The sequence below is a fragment of the Streptomyces sp. NRRL F-6676 genome (genome assembly GCF_000725625.1).
Classification (GTDB): Bacteria; Actinomycetota; Actinomycetes; order Streptomycetales; family Streptomycetaceae; genus Streptomyces.
In genome coordinates this window covers 1-20,109 of the sequence record NZ_JOHS01000080.1, presented here as the reverse complement: position 1 = coordinate 20,109, position 20,109 = coordinate 1, and the positions used below count along the sequence as shown (strand labels likewise).

The 20,109-nt window shown below is 69.7% G+C and carries 20 protein-coding genes; 12 read left to right on the top strand and 8 right to left on the bottom strand.

Annotation, left to right across the window (positions count from 1 at the left end):
• Positions 1 to 191: 191 nt before the first annotated feature.
• From IO29_RS29645 to IO29_RS29640, 3 genes are all read left to right on the top strand, one after another.
• The gene (locus tag IO29_RS29645) at positions 192 to 827 is read left to right on the top strand and encodes a hypothetical protein (RefSeq protein ID WP_078618560.1); all 636 of its coding nucleotides are present in this window, start codon (positions 192 to 194) and stop codon (positions 825 to 827) included.
• Between the two features lie 146 nt (positions 828 to 973).
• A complete protein-coding gene (locus IO29_RS37220) occupies positions 974 to 1,180 on the top strand; it encodes a hypothetical protein (RefSeq protein ID WP_078618558.1) in 207 nt (68 codons plus the stop codon).
• Between the two features lie 329 nt (positions 1,181 to 1,509).
• Positions 1,510 to 2,316 carry a hypothetical protein gene (locus IO29_RS29640; RefSeq protein WP_158709397.1) on the top strand — a complete coding sequence of 269 codons (807 nt, stop codon included), beginning with the start codon at positions 1,510 to 1,512 and terminating at the stop codon, positions 2,314 to 2,316.
• 210 nt (positions 2,317 to 2,526) lie between these two features.
• On the opposite strand, the gene IO29_RS38170 is transcribed toward IO29_RS29640, so the two are convergent.
• Complete coding sequence (locus IO29_RS38170; protein ID WP_051707993.1) at positions 2,527 to 2,997, bottom strand: hypothetical protein; 471 nt, start codon at positions 2,995 to 2,997, stop codon at positions 2,527 to 2,529.
• Entirely contained in the window at positions 2,985 to 3,479 is a 495-nt protein-coding gene (locus tag IO29_RS38165; protein ID WP_158709396.1) for a hypothetical protein, read from the bottom strand. Before IO29_RS38165 ends, IO29_RS38170 begins: the two co-directional genes overlap by 13 nt.
• An 844-nt stretch (positions 3,480 to 4,323) precedes the next feature.
• Between IO29_RS38165 and IO29_RS29630 the strand changes: the two genes are divergently transcribed.
• From IO29_RS29630 to IO29_RS29615, 4 genes are all read left to right on the top strand, one after another.
• Positions 4,324 to 4,503 (top strand): hypothetical protein, encoded by a 180-nt coding sequence (locus IO29_RS29630; RefSeq protein ID WP_078618559.1) that lies wholly within the window; start codon positions 4,324 to 4,326, stop codon positions 4,501 to 4,503.
• A complete protein-coding gene (locus IO29_RS29625; protein ID WP_030383014.1) occupies positions 4,503 to 4,715 on the top strand; it encodes a hypothetical protein in 213 nt (70 codons plus the stop codon). The genes IO29_RS29630 and IO29_RS29625 overlap by 1 nt, the downstream gene beginning before the upstream one ends.
• Positions 4,716 to 5,317: 602 nt before the next feature.
• Positions 5,318 to 6,424, top strand: coding sequence for a DUF4262 domain-containing protein (locus IO29_RS29620; RefSeq protein ID WP_030383013.1), 1,107 nt, complete (start codon positions 5,318 to 5,320; stop codon positions 6,422 to 6,424).
• A 47-nt stretch (positions 6,425 to 6,471) separates the two neighbouring features.
• Entirely contained in the window at positions 6,472 to 6,900 is a 429-nt protein-coding gene (locus IO29_RS29615) for a hypothetical protein (RefSeq protein ID WP_199806969.1), read from the top strand.
• 385 nt (positions 6,901 to 7,285) lie between these two features.
• On the opposite strand, the gene IO29_RS29610 is transcribed toward IO29_RS29615, so the two are convergent.
• Positions 7,286 to 8,884 (bottom strand): hypothetical protein, encoded by a 1,599-nt coding sequence (locus tag IO29_RS29610; RefSeq protein WP_234307690.1) that lies wholly within the window; start codon positions 8,882 to 8,884, stop codon positions 7,286 to 7,288.
• A gap of 624 nt (positions 8,885 to 9,508) precedes the next feature.
• On the opposite strand from IO29_RS29610, the gene IO29_RS40120 reads away from it, so the two are divergent.
• Complete coding sequence (locus IO29_RS40120) at positions 9,509 to 9,643, top strand: hypothetical protein (RefSeq protein WP_267882002.1); 135 nt, start codon at positions 9,509 to 9,511, stop codon at positions 9,641 to 9,643.
• Positions 9,644 to 9,914: 271 nt separating this feature from the next.
• Here the strand turns inward: IO29_RS40120 and IO29_RS29600 are convergent, their stop codons facing one another.
• Both IO29_RS29600 and IO29_RS29595 read right to left on the bottom strand, forming a co-directional pair.
• Positions 9,915 to 10,403 carry a hypothetical protein gene (locus IO29_RS29600; RefSeq protein WP_051707991.1) on the bottom strand — a complete coding sequence of 163 codons (489 nt, stop codon included), beginning with the start codon at positions 10,401 to 10,403 and terminating at the stop codon, positions 9,915 to 9,917.
• An 809-nt stretch (positions 10,404 to 11,212) separates the two neighbouring features.
• Positions 11,213 to 12,607: a helix-turn-helix transcriptional regulator gene (locus tag IO29_RS29595; protein ID WP_033226775.1), complete on the bottom strand. Its 1,395-nt coding sequence runs from the start codon at positions 12,605 to 12,607 to the stop codon at positions 11,213 to 11,215.
• 236 nt (positions 12,608 to 12,843) lie between these two features.
• Between IO29_RS29595 and IO29_RS29590 the strand changes: the two genes are divergently transcribed.
• The gene (locus IO29_RS29590; protein WP_030383007.1) at positions 12,844 to 13,269 is read left to right on the top strand and encodes a hypothetical protein; all 426 of its coding nucleotides are present in this window, start codon (positions 12,844 to 12,846) and stop codon (positions 13,267 to 13,269) included.
• 182 nt (positions 13,270 to 13,451) lie between these two features.
• Here IO29_RS29590 and IO29_RS29585 read toward each other — a convergent pair whose 3' ends face one another.
• On the bottom strand, positions 13,452 to 13,874 hold the full coding sequence (locus IO29_RS29585; protein WP_033226773.1) for a hypothetical protein: 423 nt from the start codon (positions 13,872 to 13,874) through the stop codon (positions 13,452 to 13,454).
• A 250-nt stretch (positions 13,875 to 14,124) separates the two neighbouring features.
• The gene (locus tag IO29_RS29580) at positions 14,125 to 15,480 is read right to left on the bottom strand and encodes a hypothetical protein (RefSeq protein ID WP_030383005.1); all 1,356 of its coding nucleotides are present in this window, start codon (positions 15,478 to 15,480) and stop codon (positions 14,125 to 14,127) included.
• A gap of 532 nt (positions 15,481 to 16,012) precedes the next feature.
• On the opposite strand from IO29_RS29580, the gene IO29_RS29575 reads away from it, so the two are divergent.
• The 3 genes from IO29_RS29575 (at position 16,013) to IO29_RS39785 (ending at position 19,188) form a co-directional block, all read left to right on the top strand.
• Positions 16,013 to 17,284, top strand: a complete 1,272-nt coding sequence (locus tag IO29_RS29575) for a hypothetical protein (protein WP_158709395.1) — start codon at positions 16,013 to 16,015, stop codon at positions 17,282 to 17,284.
• Positions 17,285 to 17,371: 87 nt separating this feature from the next.
• A complete protein-coding gene (locus IO29_RS29570) occupies positions 17,372 to 18,712 on the top strand; it encodes an AlbA family DNA-binding domain-containing protein (protein WP_234307689.1) in 1,341 nt (446 codons plus the stop codon).
• An 11-nt stretch (positions 18,713 to 18,723) separates the two neighbouring features.
• Positions 18,724 to 19,188 (top strand): hypothetical protein, encoded by a 465-nt coding sequence (locus tag IO29_RS39785; protein ID WP_234307688.1) that lies wholly within the window; start codon positions 18,724 to 18,726, stop codon positions 19,186 to 19,188.
• A gap of 321 nt (positions 19,189 to 19,509) precedes the next feature.
• On the opposite strand, the gene IO29_RS29565 is transcribed toward IO29_RS39785, so the two are convergent.
• Complete coding sequence (locus IO29_RS29565; protein ID WP_234307687.1) at positions 19,510 to 19,905, bottom strand: hypothetical protein; 396 nt, start codon at positions 19,903 to 19,905, stop codon at positions 19,510 to 19,512.
• Between the last annotated feature and the right edge of the window lie 204 nt (positions 19,906 to 20,109).

The following is a 20,109-nucleotide window of genomic DNA, read 5'->3' as shown; positions in this document are numbered from 1 at the left end:
GGTGGTTGCCGGGGGGTGGGGTGGCGGGGTGAGGTTCCTAGTTTGGTGTGCGTTTGGTTGAGCGTGTGGGGGTGATCCCGTTCCGGTGTTGCGTATTCGTAGTTCGATGTGTACTGTAGTTATCGCGAGGTCGGGGGAACGAAGAACCGGCCGAGAATCCACACCACCTGACCCTGTTGGAGGGGATCTTCATGTCCGGCACCCAGACGCTCACCACCCAGACCGGCACCTACTCGTACTCGGTCTCCGAGGGCGAGAACGGCGAGACGATCCACGACCTGTCCCGCGTCTTCCAGGACGGTGCGCTGCCGGTCGGCGCGATCGTGATCCACCCGGACTACAACCCGTTCCCGGAGGTCGAGGGGCTGCTGAACGTCCAGTTCGGCAAGGGCGGCGCGGAGCGCGACGAGCGCACGGACGTCCCGATGCTGGGCGAGGAGCTGGAGGCCGCGTTCATCATCGGTCACCAGCTGGTCAACCCGGCCGACCTGGACGTCGACCCGGAGGCCGAGGAGAAGGAGAGCGCGCCGAAGGTGCGGTTCCTCCGGGGTTACCTCCGGGCGGCGGCGACCGAGGTCAAGTCGCCCTCGGCCACGGCCAGCAAGGCGACGTTCCTGGCCGTCCAGGACCTCGTGACCGAGCTGGTCAAGATCTACCGGGCCGACAAGGCCACCGCGAAGCGTGAGGCGAAGTACAGCAAGTTCCTCGACGCCCAGCGCGCCGAAATCCTCGCGCCCCAGATCAAGGAGATCGACGACCAGATCGAGGCCCTCCAGCTCAAGAAGGCCCGGCTGACCGAGAAGCTCAACGGCCACAAGGCCGCCTGAACCACCCGACCAGGGCCCGGCGGCCCTCCAACCCCCCGGAGAGCCGCCCCCACCCACCACCCACCCCGGCCCCAGCCCACGGCAGCCCCCTCCACCCCCAGGGCCCGGGCCGGGCCACCCACCACAGCAGCAACTTGGAGGCCGCCATGATCTCCTTCGGGCCGATGATGACCCGGCGCGGACTGCGCCGATTCGACTGCTGCCCTGGCCATAACCCGCGCTCCTACGACCACGGGCGTGAGCGCGCTGTCGAGAAGCGCGAATGGCGCCGCGATCCGGACTCCGCGATTCCGTACCGATTCCAGCCCGGTGGTACCCACGTCGAGAAGCTGAGCGCGTACAAGGCCGCCTGAGCTTTCGACCACTGCCCGGTGGTTTCTGTCCCCCACCCCAGCCCCCGTAGCACGCACCGGGCCCCCGCCCGGCCGGCGCCACCGCACGGCCCCGGCCCCCGCGCCCCTCGTGCCCCGGCCTCCGCGCCGCAGAGCCCCGGGAACACCCAGCCCAGGGCAGAACGGACCGGCCCCCCAGGACCCGTCCGCGCCCACCCCAGCCCGGCCCCCAGGCCCCCAAATCCCCCTCCACCGGGGCCAGGCCACTACACACCGACCACAGCCGGACTCGCCTCCCGGCCAGGGCTCCATGCGGACGTGGTGTCCGCAAGTAAACGAGAGGAGAACATGTGTCTCAGGACACCAGCTCAGTGAATCGTCAGGCGTTCATGGACAGGCTGCGCGAGCAGTGGGAGAAGCAGCCGACTGAGCAGTACGAGTTCGTCGGGCTGACCGGCATGGACTACAACGACTGGCTGGAGCACCGCCATGGCTGGCCGGTCGACGCGGCTGGCAACTGCCGCATCCACTCGGAGCTGGAGGAATTCCCGGCAACGGACTGCAAGGTCTGCTCGACCCTGATCAAGCTGTACGAGGAGCAGCACGGCAGCACCACCGAGTTGGCTCCGAACAGCTTCGTCACCACCGGCGATGCGGCGCACCTGTCCGCCACCTCGGCCCGGCCCATGCGCGTGGGCCGTCTCAGCGCCTCGTTCTTGGCCGACCATGCTGCCCTTGAGCAGGCGACCGCCCACTGGTCGCTGGAACAGCTCACGGCCGCCGCCAGCGCCCTCACGGCCGCCAGCATCCGGCGCCGCGAGTCCATGTTCGTGGACGTGCTGCGCGCCCTGTTCTACATCCCCCCGAGCACAGGCGAGCCCGTCGCCCGGGTCGAGTTCGTGACCGACTCCCCGGCGGAGAACGGCGTGTTCTGGGACGAGTCGCAGGTCTACCTCCACCACGCGGACGGGTCGGTGGACGAGTTCGAGGACTTCACAGAGGACGGTGACGAGAAGGAGCTGTACGCCGACCTGGACGACATGTTCCGGGACCTGCTGACAGACATCGCCGCCGACAGCCCGCCGCAGCCCGGCGACCACCTGATCGTGGACCTCACGACCGGCAAGTTCGAACGGTCCGGAAAGTGGGCGGCCTAGCGGATCACCGGCCCACCCCATCGACGCCGACCGGCTGACCCCATCGCGACTTCAACTCGGGCTGAGGGCAAGGGCCGGGAGGGTACTGTCAAGGCCCCGTAAGGCGCCCGTACCACCATGGGCCCATCCGAGCCCCACACAGCTGTCGACGTCCGGAAGCGAGGAACGACGCACCAGGCGAGGCGAGGCAGGGATTCGGCCGGCGGGCGGTCAGGTTGCGGGGCGCAGGGCGGTGCGGCGGGCGAAGGCCGTGACGCCGGGTAGGTCCGGCCGGCGCGCGGCGACCTCGGCTGTCAGCGCGCGTACTGAGGGGCGGCGGGCCTCCTGCGGTGCGGCCCGCTCAACAAGTTGTAGCTGGACGAACGCGGTCGGCACGTCTCCGGCGGCCAGCAGGGCGCGGGCGGTGTCGGTCGCCGCGCGGGCCCGGCGCTCCGGCGTGGGCAGCACAGCCGGCTTCAGGCCCGCGGCGTATGCCAGGGCGCGGTCGACGTCGCCGAGCTTCTGGTGGATCCCGACCCGGTACAGCAGGCACTGCGCTGGTGACAGCTCCCCGCCCGCCGGTAGCCGTCCGCGGTCGCGGAGGAGGCGGGCCGCGGTGTGTTCGGCCATGGATGCGAACTGCTCGGCGGCGGAGGGCATTTGGGCCTGGGCGGCGGTGTACGCCGCGGTCAGGGCCACCATGCCGGACGCGTCCAGGACGGCCGGGGAGCGGTGTTCAGCGCATCGTGCGCTTCTCCGAGCAGTTGCAGGGCCGTGTCCGCGCGGCCCGTACGGCGCAGCGGTGTCGCGGCCGCGCGCGCGGCGGCCGCGAGGAGTACCGGTCGGCCCGAGCGGCGGGCCGCCGTACCGGCCCGGACCGCGAAGGCGGCCGCCGTGTCCATCTCGCCTTCCTTGACCGCCAGTTGAGAGACGAGCACCCATACCCCCGCCGCCCGGCCGGCGCCGACCGGGCCCGTGCGTTCGCTCTCGCTCGCGCGGGCCACCATCCCAGGGAGCACCTGGTGGAGCTGGTCGTACCTGCCGGCGGCGAACAGCCTGCGCGCGGCTGGCAGATCCCCCTCGGCCAGGTGCTGGCCGCGTCCGCCGGCCAGCGCCGAGGTCGTGCCGCCCGTCCACAGCACCGCCGCGCAGAGCCCGGTGCCCAGTACCCTCCTGCGCTCCACGACCACGCCACCGTCCTCCCCTGCCGCTGTGTCCCGGGCGCCCCCGGGGTCTTCGGCCCGATCTTGCGACGGTACGGGTCCGGCCGTGCCTCGGGCAGGGCGCACACCGGTCGGCTCCGCGCGCCCCTTTCTGCCCTGGCGCGCCGGGGCCGGTGATGAGGGCGGGCAGACGGCTGTGCGGCGGCGAGGCCCGGAGAGCACGGCGCGGTCTTGGGACGGCGGTGATCGGATGGGCCTCTCGCGCCTTCCGGCACCTGGCCCGGGGCACCGAGGCAGACGGTCCTCGTTCCCATACGGGCTGGCGGCCGGACCGCGCCGCGTCTTGCAGGGGTGCCGAGAAGCATTCCAATGCTGTTGTGTATTCGCACTTCAATGTGTACTGTTGTTCTCGTAAGGCCGGGGGAGCGAAGAACCGGCCGAGAAGCCACCCGCCCAGCAGACCGCCGCCCGCGGCCTCGTCGAGGAAGACGAAGCACCCGAGGTCACCGGCTGAATCTCCTGCAACAGCCCCGCACAAAAGCGGTCTTTCCCCATGGGGCCGTCCGCGCCTACCCGCACCACTCCGACGATCGTGAGAGCTCGCGTGTTCTATCTGATGAAGTGCCCCTGTTGCGGCCGCCCGACGATGTTTCACGAACTGGAACGACACACCGCCCCGAGCCTCTTGATCGACCCCGAGACGGGCCTGCCGCCCGGCATCTCTCCCGACGGTCACCGTGTGACTCCGTCGCCAGAGGCCACGGCCCGAGCGCGTAGGCGACCTCTGTGCCAGTCGTGTCTCGATGACGTAGAGGCCGGCGGCGCGGTGACCTTCTCCGTACGTCTGAAGGGCGAGCAGACCGCGATGGCCATCGCATCCGAAATGCCCCTCCTTGACGACGAGGGCCGGGTGCTGGCCGTCCGCTGCCCGGCCGCCGGGTGCGGTGCGGTTGTCGATCTGATCAACGGCCGACTGGATCGCCACTTCGTGCGCGGCCAGGAGTGCCGGACGTCGGGCGTACCGGTGATGGTCGGTGAGGGCTGATGGCCATCTACCGTCCCGGCGAGGTCAACTGCGGTCACTGCAACGAACCGACTGGGATCCCGGCTGACGACTGGGCCGGAGAAACCCGTACCGAAGACGGCGACTACGTCGCCTCCGTCGACCCCTGTGTGCGCTGTGAGGTTCACACCTACGGCACCCTGGACCGCTGTCCTGACGACTGCCCCGACTGCGCTGAGAACGACGCCGTGTAAGGCATCGGGGCGAATGCGGAGTTGATCACCATGAGTACCCCCGTCCCGGGAACCGGAGCGAAGAAGCGTCGCCCGTTGCGTCGCAAGGTCAAGAACGCTCGGACCGGCTCCGTGGGGAGCAAGATCCTGCCGGGCCGGTACAGCGATGAGGGCGAAAAGGGGCCCTGGTTCCGCCGTCTGGTTCGCCGCGCCGAGACGCGCAGCTGGTGGCGTGAGGCATCGCGGTTCTGACACCGCCCTCACCCAAGTCTTCGACGTCACGCCGGACGGCCAAAGAGTCGCCCACGAACCAAGCGCCGCCAGGTCCCGCTCCCTCGCAGGTGTGAGGACGCCGGCCGAGCGGCCGAAGCCCTCTGCTCCACCGCTGCCGACAACGCGCGCGGCGCTGCCCCCTACATACGCGCCCGCCGTGGCGCTCGATCCTAGGAAGAATCGTGTCTGCTGATCTGCAGCTCCGCTCTCACCCCGTCGAGGCCGGATGGCGCCCGTGATGCCTCGCGATCGCGCAGCGCCGCCGCTCCGCGATCGCCCGAGCGACGACGCACGCCCTCGGCCAGGCCCTCGTCGGCCTCCCCACCCCACGATTCACTGGAGAACTGATCATGGCGGACATCCGCATGCGCTTCCTCGGGCACCCCTGGGAGCGAACCACCGTCGCTGCCGATGCCGGGCATGACGACCTGTTCATCGCCCTCTTCCTCAGGGCGATGGAGACCGTCCCCGAACTGCGCGCCTTGCCCGGTGACCTGGAGGCGTACGACGTGCGCTGGGACGGCGAAGAGGTGTCGATCTATCACCAGGATGTGAAGCAGGCAGTCTTCCGTGCCCAGGTCGAAACCGAGCGCTCTGCGCAGGGGGGCGCTCCGGCGAGGACGCGGCCGCCCGAGCTGTGGCGCGAGGAGCGCGGCCACAGCTTCTACCCGGCTCCGGAGGAGGTGGCCGAGATCCCGGGTCTGTGGGCAACGGTCATGGAACCGCATGAGCACAGGGTGGTCGGCTTCCGGTACTTCTCCGCCCGGGGCGAGTGGTACGTCGTGGAGGTCAACGACGCGACCGGCCAGGCTTACGGGTGGTCGTGCCTGGGGAGTGACCTGTCGCAGGGCCGGTGGGGCCTTATCGATCTTCCGGCTCTGGAGTCGTTCCGTCCGGACGGTGACCTGTCCCACCTGGTCGTCCGCGATCTCGATTTCACGCCCGATTTCGCGGCCAACGTCTTGCCGGAGGGCCGCGCTCAGGATTCTTGCGGGGATGCGGATTGCCCCGTGTGTCCGCCCGATTTCATGACGGAGTACGTAGCTCGCCTGCGGGCCGTGATCGCGGAACACGGGTTCGCCGTCCAGCCGGTGCTTGGTGATGAAAGCATTGCTGATTATTGCTACACCATCGGTCTGCACAAGTCTCTGGGGCATGAGTTCGTGATGACCGGCCTGGACGTCAGGGTGATGCAAGGCGTCCTCCATTCCGTCGTCGAGCGGTTCGCCGGATCGTGCGGCCCGGTTGCCGGTGAGGTGCTGGACGGGCTCCTTGCGGACGGATTCCAGCTGCTCATGCGCCCCGTGGAGTCCTTGGAGCCCTTCGCGATGCTGCGGGCGGTGTACGGCAAGGAGATTGCCGTGCCGTACTGGCAGGCCGTGTGGCCCGATCGCGACGGCGTCTTTCCGACTGACGCTTCTTGCTCGCTTTCCCCTGGAACGCAGCCGCTTCTTTAGCCCCCATCTTCGAGCGTCCAGCTCTTTACGTTCTGGGAGAGTTTTCTGTGCGCCAGCCTGAGCCTTTGAATCCTGTTGATGAGTTGCGGCTCTTTCTGGACTTCGCCGTCCCGCTGCGCGGCGCCGAAATCGCGCACAACCTCAAGCGATGGGGCCACTCTCGTGAGCAGGCCGAGAGCTGGCTACGCAGTGAAGCCGAGCGCGCTGGCGGCAGCTTGGGCGAGAACGGCGATGTCCTACAGTTCAGTGATGGTCGCCCTCGGTCCGGGCGCGCCCAAGGCCGTGTGGTCCGGACCGCGAGTGAACTGGCTCGCGGCGTGGCGGCGGCCGCGCTGCTCGCTCAGATGGAGGGGAGGCGCGGGGTCGAGGCCTTCGGCGGCTTCTACGGTGTCACCGCCAGGCCCACCGAGACCGACAGCGCCCGTGTCCGGGACGGGGACGACGATGTAGTCGGTGACGCCGCTCACGGCAGCTGACTCGCGGAGAAGCTGGCCAGGTCAACGCCGTATGGCAGTCTCCGCACCGTCCTCGACCTCGGGTCTCGGCCCGGCCGGTGGGGTCGGGGTGGTGAAGCTCGTGCAGGGCCGTGGTGTCACTCGTTAGGCTCGCCGTGGCCCGTGCCGGAATGGAGTGTGCGGGACAGGCCCCGGTCCCCGTGATGGGGCGCAGTACGGCCGGGGCCGCCGGCACCCATACGGGCTCGACACCGTGGTCGCCAGTCGGTGGACGACAACTTTTCAGCCGGGGTGTGGGCCGGCGGTCTCGCTCCAGCCCACACGGTCTGCGCGTGGTCTGTGACGGTCATGCCAAATTCCCACAGCTCCGGCCAGCCGTGCTCGCGCCACAGCTGGTGTCCGTACTTCAGGGAGCGCCACAGGTCCGTCCCATCGCCGAAGACCGAGACCAGACCGCTGTCGGCGCGTTCGGCGGCGTCGCGCAGGGTGAGCGACGGAGCGCTGCCTCGCCGGCGCAGCACGCGTTCCCGGCGGCGATCGCGTCGGCCAGTCGTGCTCGGGCGACTGCTAGCTCCCGGGGCAGGCGCGAGAGCAGGCCGGGCCGCCCGGACGCCTTCGGATCGGCATCCGGCACGGCGATCTCAGGAGGCTGCGCGACGCCGGTGTCGCCGAAGACGGCGTGTCGTACGGCATCCCAGTCTTCGCGGCGCCACCAGTCGAACAGGCGGGCGCTGCCGATCACCGGCACGGGCAGGGTGTCGGCGAACGCGCGGTCGGTGTAGACCTCGGCGTCCCGCTGCGTGGGGTGGAGCTTGATCTGGTGGTTGACCACCAGGACGCCGCCGTCAACAGGCTCGGTCCCGGTCAGACCGGGCCAGGTGTTCAGGTGCTTGAGCAGTTTGTCGGGCAGGGTGTGCGGTGGCCGGTTGTTCGCCGACTTCACCTCGACCAGGACTCGGCGGCCGCCGTACTCGGCCAGCAGGTCCGCCGACTTGGTGCCGAACACGTCGTCCAGGCGGGTCACCGTGGCGCCGGCCGCCACGAGGGCGTCGTGCACCGCGTCCTCCAGCGGGTGGCCGGTGCCGAACAGCAGGCCGTCGCGCAGCGGATCGGCCACGGCCCGCAGCGCGGCGAGTTGCTGCTGCAGCTCGTTCTGCCGCCGCTCGTGGGCGCGCTGCTCCTCGGTGATTGTCTCGACCAGCCGGGCTTCGGCGTCGGTGGCGAGGGCCGGGTCGCGCACCAGGGGCGAGCGGGCGCGGGTCAGCGCGCCGGGCACGTACGCGGGCAGCGCGTGCTGGACCAGCCACTCCCCCAGCAGCCGCTGGTCGGTGCCGTGGGGAACCACGAACCACCGGGCACCGCCGCCCGCCGGCACCCACACCCCCGCAACCGGGTCGCCGAGGCCGTCGACCAGGATCGGGCGCAGCTCCCCCTCCCCCGGCGGCGGCCATACCCTGGCAACTCCGGGACGCGAGGACCCGGATTCCTTGCGGTAGGTCAGACGGAACCAAGTGTCCGGGGGACAGTTGAGCAGCCGGGCGCCGAGGTCGTGCTCGGCGTGGTCCAGGCCGTCGGCGAGTTCGGGACTCACGCCATCCGGGAGCGGGTTGGCGGAGATCGAACCGTAGTAGTGGGGCAGGTGGATGCCGGGAGCGACGGTGCCGGAGAAGACGTTGTGGCTGCGTGTGCCCGCGCCGGTGCAGGCGACGACGAGGGCGGTCTCACCTCGCTTGCGGGCTCCCGCGACGTAGCGCTTGTAGGGCTCGAGGCCGGTGGCGGGTCCGAGGACGGGCGACAGAACGGCCGCGCAGTCGCCCGTCTCCTGATCCTTCCACCGCGGCTCCACCCCAAGCGCCGCCCAGTCCACCACTCCCGGCCGCACCACCGGGGCGGGCCGACGGCCCGCTCCGGCGGACGTGCCGGTCATGTCGGGGGCCGGGGACGCCAGCGGTTCGCCGGCGATATGCAGGGGGACCGGGACGGTGCTCGGGCCGGGCGTGCTCATGGTGAACACGGTAGCCGACCCTAGAGCGTGAGCCTGCGTCAATTCCCCCCGGGAACTGCGGGACCCCGGCCCTCGCCGGCGTGCCGTACGGGCCTCCGGTGCGGGCCTGCCGCGTCGGCACGGCGGGCGACGGTCGATGTGGGTGTCGATCCCTAACGGTCGACCTGAACGCATGTGCGTGTCTTGGGTGTTGTGACCTTTGCTCTTCCACTACAGTGCGCAGCTAGTGCGAGCGACATGCACGAGCTCGGGACCCCGGCGTGTCCCGGGTCGGCCGACACCAAGGCGCCCCGAAGTGGGCTTGAGCCTCATCGTGCTGTTCCCTGTTATGCAGCTCTGTTGCAAAGCCCGTGGCTGATGCCTCGCGGGATTGATGAGTCTCCGCACCGTGACCACCTAGCAGATCAGGATGAACAGCCACAGGACGGCCCTGGCACGGCCAGTGAGACTCGTGAACGTCGGCACGGCCTCAGCAAGATCCCACGTAGGCAACGTGGTGGTCGGGCTGAGAGCCGTGTGCCCCCGGTCCGGCCGCCGGAAAGGTCATCCGGACCGTTGAAGTTCAATCCATCGTTCGGCGTCAAAGTGCTGTTGGTCATGGTGTGCGCCCTGGCCTCGATAATCGTGGCTACCGGTGCTGGAATCCTCACCTACACCACCGGGGCCTCCATCGCCGAGGCCGTCCTCTCTGCAGGGGGCGCCTTCGCGGTGTCCATGACGCTCGGACTCACGACACTGGCCGTGCTCGGTCTCGTCTGAAGACTGCCCAGGCCGGGCCTCATGACGTGGGGCTCGGCCCGGCCGTCGGCTCTCTCCTGCTGTCGCCGGGTCCGAGGAAGGCGTGGCACGGCTTCAGCTCGGGGCGGTGCGCATTCTTGCCGGACTTCTTGTCTGCGAGGACCTTCCGGAGACCGGCGGCGGTGAGCGCATCGAGAGGAACTGTGGGCCGGGAAAACGGCACGGGCCCTGTCCCGGAGACATCGAGGTATCTCAGGTGCCGTTCTTCAGCGAGTGACAGACCGCCTGTTCGCTAGCAAGTGGCGCGGCACTCGTAGACCGCACGCACCAGCGCTTCGAGCGCAGCCTGCGCACGCTCATCGCTCTCACCCTCATCGAGGACTTCCAGGGCCGCCGCGGCCGAAACCTGAACCTTCCGGGGAAGCGCCTCGGACGCAGCAATCTGATATGCCCGGCTACGCCGGGCTTCCCGCTCCTCTTCGCTCACACCGCCCGGCGTGAGCGGATCTACCGCGGCCTGGTACAGGCAGATGCCGATGACGACCGCGTCAGCCGCCCCCTCGGCCGACCCCTGCACTTCAGCAGCATCGGCCCCCAGCTGCGTCAGCGTCCGTCGGCGGGAAAACACCAGGGCACCTATGCACACCCCCATCAGGCCGGCCCCTGCAACAGCCCCCCGCCAACCCCAGAACGAGAGGCCAAGGCATGCTCCTCCGACCGTCATGCACGCCGAAAGCAGCACGATCTTCACGTAGAGGCGGAAAGCGAGCGACGACGTCATGCCCAGCAGTATGCCGAGAAAGGCGCGGCTTCTCAGCCGGCCTGCGAGACCCTATGGCCTGGGACGGGCATGCCTCTGCGGCCGCAATAACGCGTGGCTCCTTCGGGGATGACCTCCCCATAGCCGTCCTCGACCCAGAACACGCGCTTCATGAACACGCCACCGTCCTCTCCGGCCGTTGTGTCCCGAGCGTTCCTCCAGTGTCTTCGGCCCGAGGCTCCGGCGGTACGGATCCGGCCTGCGCCTCGGGCAGGGAGCACGTCTGTCGGCTCCGCGCGCCTCTTTTGACCGCACCAAGCAGGCCGCCGCCGGGGACGGGTCCGTCCACCAGCTGACGGCCGCCGCGACGGCCTCCTTGCCCATGCCTTCGCCCCGGCCCGGCGGGGAGCGCTGGTACGAGAGTCCGGCGCGGCCCTCGCACCTGTGGTCGGCGCCGATGGCCACCAGGCCGATCGGCCGCTGGTCGGCGACGCGAACGGCGGTGAAGGCGCCAGCCGTCGTCAGGTAGGCGGCCTGCCGGGCGGCGACAGGATCCTCCGTGACCGGACCCACTGAGGTACGCGCGTACACGGCCGACCGACAACAACCCGCTCACCAGAGAACCGTCTTCCTCGGTGACGGGCCGCAGGAGAAGACAGTCGGTGCGCGGGCCAGACACGGGCCAGGGCGGTGTTCCGACTCGTCGCACCGCCCACCGAGGTCGGGACAACTCTCCCCGGACCGGGCGTCGCCGTGCGGGTTCGTCCGCTACAGTCACGCGGCAGGGCCGGAGCCACGACTCCGGCCCCCTAACCGACCGCTAAAGCAGGTCAGTCGGTACCCCCATGCGTTTCGAGCAGAGCGAAATACGTTTCGCGCTGATGCTCGGTCAACTCGCCGTCGAGTGAGAGCGCCGACCGCAGGGCGCTCAGCGAATCCGCCGCCGGCACCTTCCACGTCGCGTGGGCCTGGCGCTGGATCTCTCCGATGGTGGCGTACGCCTCGCCGGGGAAGCACCGGATGTACCAGTCGAGCATCTTGCCCACCGAGGGTGTCAGGTTGAGGTGCCACCACTCCGGGGACGCCGCAGCATCCGGGGCCTCCTCCTTGTCCGCGAACATCTCGACAGTCTCGGCGAAGTCGTGCAGCACCGCTGCCCGCACGGTGCGCCCGAGGTGTTCAGTGGGGACGATCTGGTCCAGGCCGGCGGCCACCGACCAGGCGAGCTCGCCCGCGATCTGGGTGACGGACTCCCTGTTGCGGTGGCGCAGTACCCATCGCTTGCGCACGTCGGGCCGGTCGTACAGGGCGTGCTGGAAATCGGCGGCGAACCGGTCGCGCACCTCGGCCGCCCCGGGCGACAGCGCGTCGCGGTCGTCGGCGGACATGGCTTCGCCGACGCCCGTGTAGGAGCGCTTGCGGGCCTCCACCCAGTCATCGGCCACCGCGCGGGCCCACTGGTCGCGACCGCCGACGATGGCCTGCGGGCGTGGGACCTCGCTGTTGCCGCGCGAGATGTAGGCCCGCAACGTCGAGGCGCTGATGCCGCCCAGCTCCGCCATCTCCGGGGCACCGATGAGCTGCGCCCCCGTCAGCTCGGGGCTGGAGACGTCGATCACGCACCGTTCCAGCGGCAGGGCACCGTCATGCTCCTGGTGGTGCTTCGCCCACAGCGCCAGGTGGTCGCGCCAGTTGTCCGGCCACGGGGCGTCCGGGTCGAAGGTGGCCACCTTGCTGACGTATGCCTTGGCTGGGTCGGCCCGCCCGTCGAGCATGTCGGAGGCGGTCACGGTGACGGCCATGCGGGCCTTTCGCTTCTCGTAATCCTGCGCGACGGGGTCCCAGACCTGGCCGGGCCGGTACCACGTCTCGCCATCCCACCAGTAGCCGCCGGCGCGAAACAGCAGCACCTCGCCGTCCCACTCTGTGTGCAGTCCCGAAGTGTCACCGTCACGCACGAGCAGCACGGTCCGGCCGTGCTCGGGGTGAGAGCGCACCGCCCAGCCGAAGGTGTGGTTGAGCGGGTCGGTGGTGAAGGCTCGCCAGCCGCCGTCCGTGCGGTTCTTGTCGAAGCGGCCCCACATGCCCGGGCCCTTGTTGCGACCGACGGCCTCGATGGCCTCCGGACCCTCGTCGAGCGGGAGATGGGAGTCGTCGATAAAGGGGAGGCCCGGCACCGGATGGTCGGTGCGCAGTCCGTTGGCGAGCGGAAGAACGTGGCTCAAGGCTGATTCCTCGATTCACTTCAAGTGCTGCACTCTTTGTGCATCACTGAACCTGTCTCTCTTATACATGCGCTGCAACCCTCTTCGTGCAGCCGAATCCGGCCAACCTCACCGACAGTCGTCCGGGAACCGCTTACAGAGGTGACCGCGTCGGATACGTTCCTCTCTCATCCAACGCGACGGACTGGACACGACGACTCGTTGCAGCGTGTCACGACAGGAAGGAAAGCCAGCCCGTGCTCGAGTACTTCGCCCATGACGAGCCCCGCCCCGCCCCGTTCAACGCCGACGACCTGAAGCCGGAGCATGCCAAGGCCATCGGTGCCTTCCTGGACGAGCGCGTGAAGGAACTCCGTGCAAAGCATCCTGCGGGCAGCCCTGAGCACCGCGCGGCCCGCACCTTGAAGGAATCCGTCGGAGTGCACCTCGACGCGCTCAACGAGTGCTTCGAGGATGAGGAGCCCGAAACCCTCCAGGCGCGCAAGACGTCCTGGAACCGGCTGGTGTTCATGGTCTGGCACTGGGAGGGCACTGAGGGGCACGACGCCTACCAGTGGCGGCTGGTCCGCCACCTCGACGCCGACGCCGCGGTCGAAAGCGCCCGCCGTCTTCTCGCGGCCCGTCAGGAAGCGGCGGACAAGAAGCGTGCCGAGCGGCAGTAGCCAAGGTCACCGGTACCTCAAACCGCTCAGCGCCAACCGTTTCGGAAGGCAGAGGTCGCATACGGGCTGGGGGGCGGACGGAGCGGACAGCTATGGCGTGGGTTTGAAGGGCGCGCGATACGGGGCCGCTGTAGCCCTTGAGTGCTCTGTTTCGGCCGCAAGGGACCAGGCCTGCAGTCGGTTCAGGCGGCTGGCCGAACGTCGTCCTGTTCGAGGGGCGCGCCTTCCGGAACGGCGCCCTTCGCGTGTTTGAGCGCTTGCCGGGCGGCGACCATGGCTGCACCCGTGATGCCTTCCCGTTCACATCGCGCCCACCAGGTGTGGCATTGCACCAGTGCCGTGGCGGCGCGCAGCTCCTCCATGAGCCTGTCGAACTCGGTGGCCTCGTCGGGCGTCCAGCCGGGGGACTCGGGTCGGCCGCACCCTTCCCTTCCTCGCTCCCCCTCGTCTGGCCAGCCGGGGTGGGGCTCACGGGACCAGGGGAGCGTCGCCTGGTGGGCGCGGAGGGCGGCGTACAGATCCGTCACCTGGCGCTGGGCTGCGACTAGGTCGGCGGGAAAGCATTGCGGGTCGAACGGGTCTGGCTCTGAGGCGGGGGTGCTCATGCTCCGGAGCTTAGTTCGACCGACTGACAAACCTCCGCCAATGCGACGGCGTCGGTAGCCAGAGCCCGGTGACGGGTACGGCCCTGTATCTCGCTTCCGCCCGGCACGGGCCGCACGGAAGGCGGGGCGGGACCCTCTTTGGTTTCTCAGCAGGAGGATCCGCTGTGGCTCTTCCAGGCAGGAAGGCCGGATGCCCTGCGCACGAATCCCCTTCGGGCTTCATCGCTTGCGGGTAGGGGCGTTCACGTGGTCATCCGGCTCGGGCTGCGAGCAGTTGGGCTCGCGTGTAGGTCGCCGTGTCGGGGGCGTTGCGCAGGAGCTCGAACAGGGCACGCGGGGCCGCGGGGTCGTCGGGACGTACCGCAGGTGCGGAGATGTCGTCGAGGAGGACATCGACGAGGCGGGCGAGAGCGAGGCAGCCGTTGCCCGAGTAGCCGTAGCCGATGCCCCAGCCGTCCCGTTCGGGTGCCAGCCACAAGGTCTGGTCTTCGGTACGGATCCAGCAGATCCCGGCGCTGAGGACGAGGGCCGCGAGCGGCGAGCGGGTCGGCAGGCGTTGCAGTGTGTAGCTGGACAGGTCCGTAGGGCCAGTGCCCGGGGCGCGCTGCAGCACGGGGACGCCGGCGACGGGATCGTGGAGGAGGATGTCGCTGTCGGCATCGCGGCCGTTGTCCAGCAGGACCTTCTCCAGGACGGTCGGCGGTTGATCGGCAGCCGCCGGGGCCAGGCGCTTGGCCCACTCGCGGGCGGTGGCGCAGGCGTCTGGCCGCACGCTGACCACAGCTCCGGTGTGCCAGTCCCGGCCGCCGTCCCAGCGCTGCGCGAAGGCAGCGACCCGGTGGGCTAGGACGTCGCGGCGTTCGGTGATGCTCAGCCAGCCGGCGCGGCGGACCATCTCCGTCGGCTCTTCGGGCTCGGGACGCAGCAGCGGAGCCGGTACCGCGCCGAGGACGAGGTGGGCACCGTCGCCGCCGTCGGCCGCGTTCTTGCGTAGTTCGGCGATGTAGCGGGTGGTCGAGGTGTGGCCGCGGTGGCGGACTTCGCGAGCGAGGTACCAGCACAGCTCGGCCGCAGGGGACCCGTCCGGTTCGTCCGCGGCGAGCTCCGTCAGCGCCGTGACTGGGGTGGCGATGTCGTGCGCGGGCACCACCGCCGGTGGGGTGCCCGGCCGCCAGGCGGCGATCGCGTCGCGGTCGCGCAGCGCGTGGAACCAGTACGGCGCTGGCTGTCCGAGAAGGGCTGCCAACTCGGCCCACGTTGTGTAGTACGGCTGGTCGCCCCCGTCAACGTCGCAGGCCTGGAGGTCGGGCACCCAGGGCTGGCTCACCTGGGTGCTGGTCTGCGCCACGACCACGCACGCGTACCTGTCGGCCAGGCGTGCACCGTGGTGGCGGCGCAGGGCATTGGTGACGGACTTGGGGGCGGCGTTGCCGTCGACCATCGAGTGCACAAACGCGATGCCGCCGCGGTCGGTGTCCCACCGCAGCACCGCGTATCGGTCGATGAATTGCGCCCCGTCGAACACGGCGTTGGCTACCGGCCGTTGGAGCCACCGCTTCTGGCTCGCATGACTGTTGTCGTCGGTGTTCCGAGTGAACAGCGCCACGACGTTCCCTCCCCGAGGCCCTCAGCACATGCCACCCAGGCCGGGACACCGGCCGGGATCGTCTGCCGCTCCCACTTTGCCCGGCAGATCGGCCCGGTACCCGTGAAGCACGAGAACCGGACATGGCCGACACCAGACCGCCCCGGCCAGCCTGGATCTTCTCGGACCGACCCGCGGTACATCCGGCCTGACTGACGTCGTGGCGTGACAGTGTCGACTGTCCGGGTGCGAGGAGACCGGCATGTTCCGCGCCGACCGACTTGCTTCTGCAGGACGGTGGTTACGAGAGCCGTAGAGTCGCGGGGTGGACTCCTGCCCCGCTCACTACTCCTTTGTCTCACGGTGCTTCGACTGCTGTCGGCAGGCACTGAGCGCGTGCCCCGAGGATGTCGGAGACCTCACCCGGCGCGATCCGGACGCCTTCGCCGAGTTCGCCAGGGAGCACCGAGCGTGGGTGGAGAACCTGTTGCTTGCCGAGTGCGCTCATCGGCCGCTGATTGAATGGTCCTACCCTGGCGGGCCTCCTCCCCTGGTGCGCTGGGCCGTCTACGCAACCCCCGCAGTCGCCGACGTACTGCCGGTGCCTTGCGCGGTCGCCGTCGGGCTCGCCCGGGCGCACCAGCAGCGTGAGGGCCCTCGCAGCCGGCATGAATCGTGGACTTCCCGGCTTCTGGCGCGCCTCGATTCCCACGTTGACCAGCGGCTGGCACAGCTGTGGCGTGACCTGGCACTCCTGGCCGAGGAGCGCGACCCGGTCGCGGCAGCCGGACTGCGCCACATGGTCGAGAAGCAGGCGCGGCCGGCGTTGTGGGCGCGCTCCCTGGAGTGGCTGCTGCTCCTGGGACGTCATCTCGAGGGCCTGGACGTGGCGCTCACCGTTGCACTCGCCGACAAGCACCGGATAGTCCGGCAGGCGGTCAACCGGTGCAGCCGAAGCATGGTCCTTCCGGTGCAGCTGCGCGCCGGCGGGCTACGGGCCGCCACCGAGAGCGCAGGGCCGCTCGAAGAGCGGCTGCTGAACGTCCTTGCCGCGTCGGTCGACGCCCGCCGGGCCGACTTCCCACGGCCGTTGTCTGCGCCGTCGTCCACCTGGCTTGCCGACCACGGGCTGGAAGACCTTGTGCGGGGCGCCACCCGCCGAGCGGTAGCCGAGTTTGCCAACGCCATGCACGACCTCGGGGCCGCGGAGGAAGAACACCTGACCGCGACACTGTTGGCCGGTCTCGCCGCTGAGTTCACCGCCCTGCCCGCCCGCACCCGGCTGGCCGGCGTGGCCGGCCCGCATCTGCGGGTCGGCCACCGCACCGTGACCAAAAAGGAGGAACGGGCGAACGGAGCAGACATCGGCGTCGTCGTCGACGTACGCGTTCCCGGTCATCTCCACTTGCGCACGGGAGACCTCATCCAGGTCAAGAAGTCCGCCGCGCTGACGCCCGGGCGCGCTGGGCGCGAGGACTCCTGGACGGTCAAGCGCCGCCAACTGCACGACCTGTTGGAGCACAGCGCCAGCTCCGTGTACTGGCTGGTCCGCGGGAACGGTGACGTTCTGGTGGTCCCGGCCAAATTCCTCGCCGCCGTCGAGGGCGCCACCGCCCGCCCGTCCACGCAGCAGTTCACCGTCGGCTACACGGTCGTCCGGCACGCCGCGGTCATGATGGAGCAGTACCTGCCCGATCTGGTCGTGGGTCTGTGGCTCGGCAGCAGCAGCGAGCGCACTCTTCAGGTGGCGCAAGGCACCGGCCGTACGACCCGGCCCCGGTTCGCCCTCAGCATCGACATCGTGCTCGAGCACATGGAGGGGTGAGCCGGCGTCCCTCATTGGATGCGGTAGCGCCGGTGAGCTTGTGAAACTTGGCGGCGAGCGGCCTAAGCGCCGGTGGATACTGCCGGGGTGGTGAAGGATCTGAAGAGCGCGCTGGCCGCGTTGGACGCCCAGGAGCCGGGCTCTCTGCTCGGCCTACGCGAGACGCAGTGGCTCGACGCCAAGGCGGCCCCGTACCAACTGGCGGGCCCCAAGGCGGTCGAGGAACTCGCCAAGGATGTCGCTGCGTTCGCCAACGGGGGCGGCGGGCTCATCGTCATCGGCATCGCTACTCGACCTGAGCACGACGAAGAGGTCCTGGACCGCATCGTCGGCCTCGACCCGGCCGCAGTGAACGTGGACCAGATCCGCAAGCTGATCCGTCAATGGATCACCCCGGCTCCACGCGGCGTCCGCGTCGGATGGTCCGGTGCTGACGGCAAACGTGTGGTGTTCATCGATGTCCCCGAGCAGGCCGCCGGCACGTTGTTCGTCGTGCCAGCGCCGGTGGGCAAGCCCGGGTCTCCGCGCACGGACACAGTCGCCGTACCGATGAGGGATGGCGACAGCACGCACTGGCTGCCGCGGGCCGAGATCCAGCAGCTGCTCTCCGCTGGCGTCCACGCCTCTGGCATGCCCACCGCTCAGGCGCTCACCGAGCTCGTGCGGCAAGCCGTCTCTGAAGCCGGGCCGGACGGCGGGCTGCGGGTCGGGCAGGGTCTGCCCGACCGCGAGCGGGAGATGCGGGCGGCCTACGAGCAGCTGGCCGGCGCAGGACTGGGCCGGCCGGCCGGAGAGGCGTGGGCGCAGGGCTCGGCTGCTCTGCAGGATCTGCGCCACGAGCTCGACGGCGAGCCGGGCTGGGTGCTGTGTCTGGTGCCCGGCCGCCCTCCGGCCGCCGTCGCCGAACCCGTCTGGCAGGCGATCGTCGAAGCGGGGCGGCGTGCCCCGGGCGGTCAGGACCCGCTCTCGGCCGTCGGCTTCCCCCGGCTTCCCGCCGACTCGGACACCCCGTGGGTGATCCCGGCCGACGCTCGGAGCGTGGACCTCGACGGCGGATCGTGGGGTGCGGGCCGGCTGTCGTGTTCAGGCCGCGGCGTGTGGCGGTGGCAGCCGCTTCCCCGCTTCAGCCTGGACCAGGGCCGGTCGGCCGAGATCGGGACCGCCAGTCAGACGCCGGCGCTGCGCCTTCGCGCCCTGGTGAACCTGCCGTGGGCCGACCCGGGCGCGCTGGAGGTCAGCAAACCCCGGCGTACGCTGCTCGAGCAGCAGCTTGCGCACAGCGCGGTGGCCGGTGCGGTGACGATGCTGTCCCGGCGTCGGGGCGCGGAGTTGCCCGCCGGTCGCTGGGAACGGGGGCCCTTTGGCAACTCGGCCCGGTCCGTGGGGTACACGTGCACATCGCCGCGCCGGACGGCGGGCCGGCCGTGAAGGCTTCCGTCATGCTCGCTCTGCCCACCACGATGGAGTCCACCGTGGTCGCCTGCGCGGACGTCCTGATCGAGAATTCGGAGGCGTGGGCCGCGCTCCTCGGTCCTGGCTGGGACACGCAGCTGGGCCTCGACGAGGTCCAGGCCGTGCTGCTCGCCTTGTGGGAGACGGCCGCCGAGCTGCTGCCTGATGTCGTCGGCGACCCGGCCGGGCTGGCGTGGGCTGCCCCGCCCACCACCGAACTGCGGATGACGTGCGAACAGCCCGCCGACAACGGCGTCCTGCCGGATCTGGACACGCACGTCGACCTGACGCCGCTCGGCCCCACCGACGGCGGCTCCAGGTCGCGGATGGCCGTCACCATCACCACGGCGCCCGCCATGGTCCGCGCAGAGCGTCAGCGCCTGTTGCGGGAGGCGCTGGTGTACATGGCTCGCCAGTTCGGCTACGTCGACGCCGAGGTGGACCTGCTGTAGGCCGGACTGTGCGCCCCGGCATTGCGCCAGAGAAGAGAGCGTGGAACCTGGTCTCTAGCGGACTGCTTGGCGGTGGGGCCTGTCCGTCGTCGCGGCAGGGCAGCCGACAGGGAGCGCCGCGCTTCGAAGTCGATATGGACGGTGCCGGTCAGGTCGACCGTGTCGGGGCCTCTTCGGCGGTGCCGACTGCACGAAGGCCCGGAGGAACTTGTCGTGGCCCACCGTAGTGAACGCAGAAGCGCCAGCGTTGGTTTACCTGCGGTGACACGTCCCCGCCGGAGTTCGGGACGTGCCACTCGGTTTCCGCCAGTGCAGAGCCGCCTAGCTGATCACAAAGGGAATCAGAGCCACCTCCACATCCCATGGCGTCGATGAAGGTGACCTCAGCACGAAGCTGTACTGGCGGCCATCGTCATCGGGGACAGCCGCAGAGACGCAGCGCGGATGGTTGGTCAGCAGCTGAGTGGCCTTCTCCACGATCGGCTTCGGCTGCGCTGCGTGGATGAACAGCGGAAGCACCGCGAAGCGGTCGTAGCGGGTCAGGTAGCCGAAAAGCTGGTCGATGGCGTCGTGGAACTTCGAGGCACCCTTCCAGATTTTGCACTCGCCGACGAGGACATTTCGGTCCTCAATCCGCAGCAGCAGATCAGTCTTCCCCTCGCCGTTCAGGCTCTCCGCAGTGCACCGGCCCGCGAACGCTGCGCCCAGCGCGACCAAGAGGACGTCTCGGATGTCCTCCTCGCCCTTTCCTTGAGTAGTGGAGGGAAGGCGTTCGATCTGGTTTCGGGCGTGGCGTAGAACGCGCAGAGCTTCGGTGTAGAGAGAGCAATGCTCATGACTTGTGGATCGGTCTTCGGGACGGCACGCGAAGGGCGTACCTTCCCGAATGATCCTGTATCGGTCACCAAGTCAGGCCCGCGT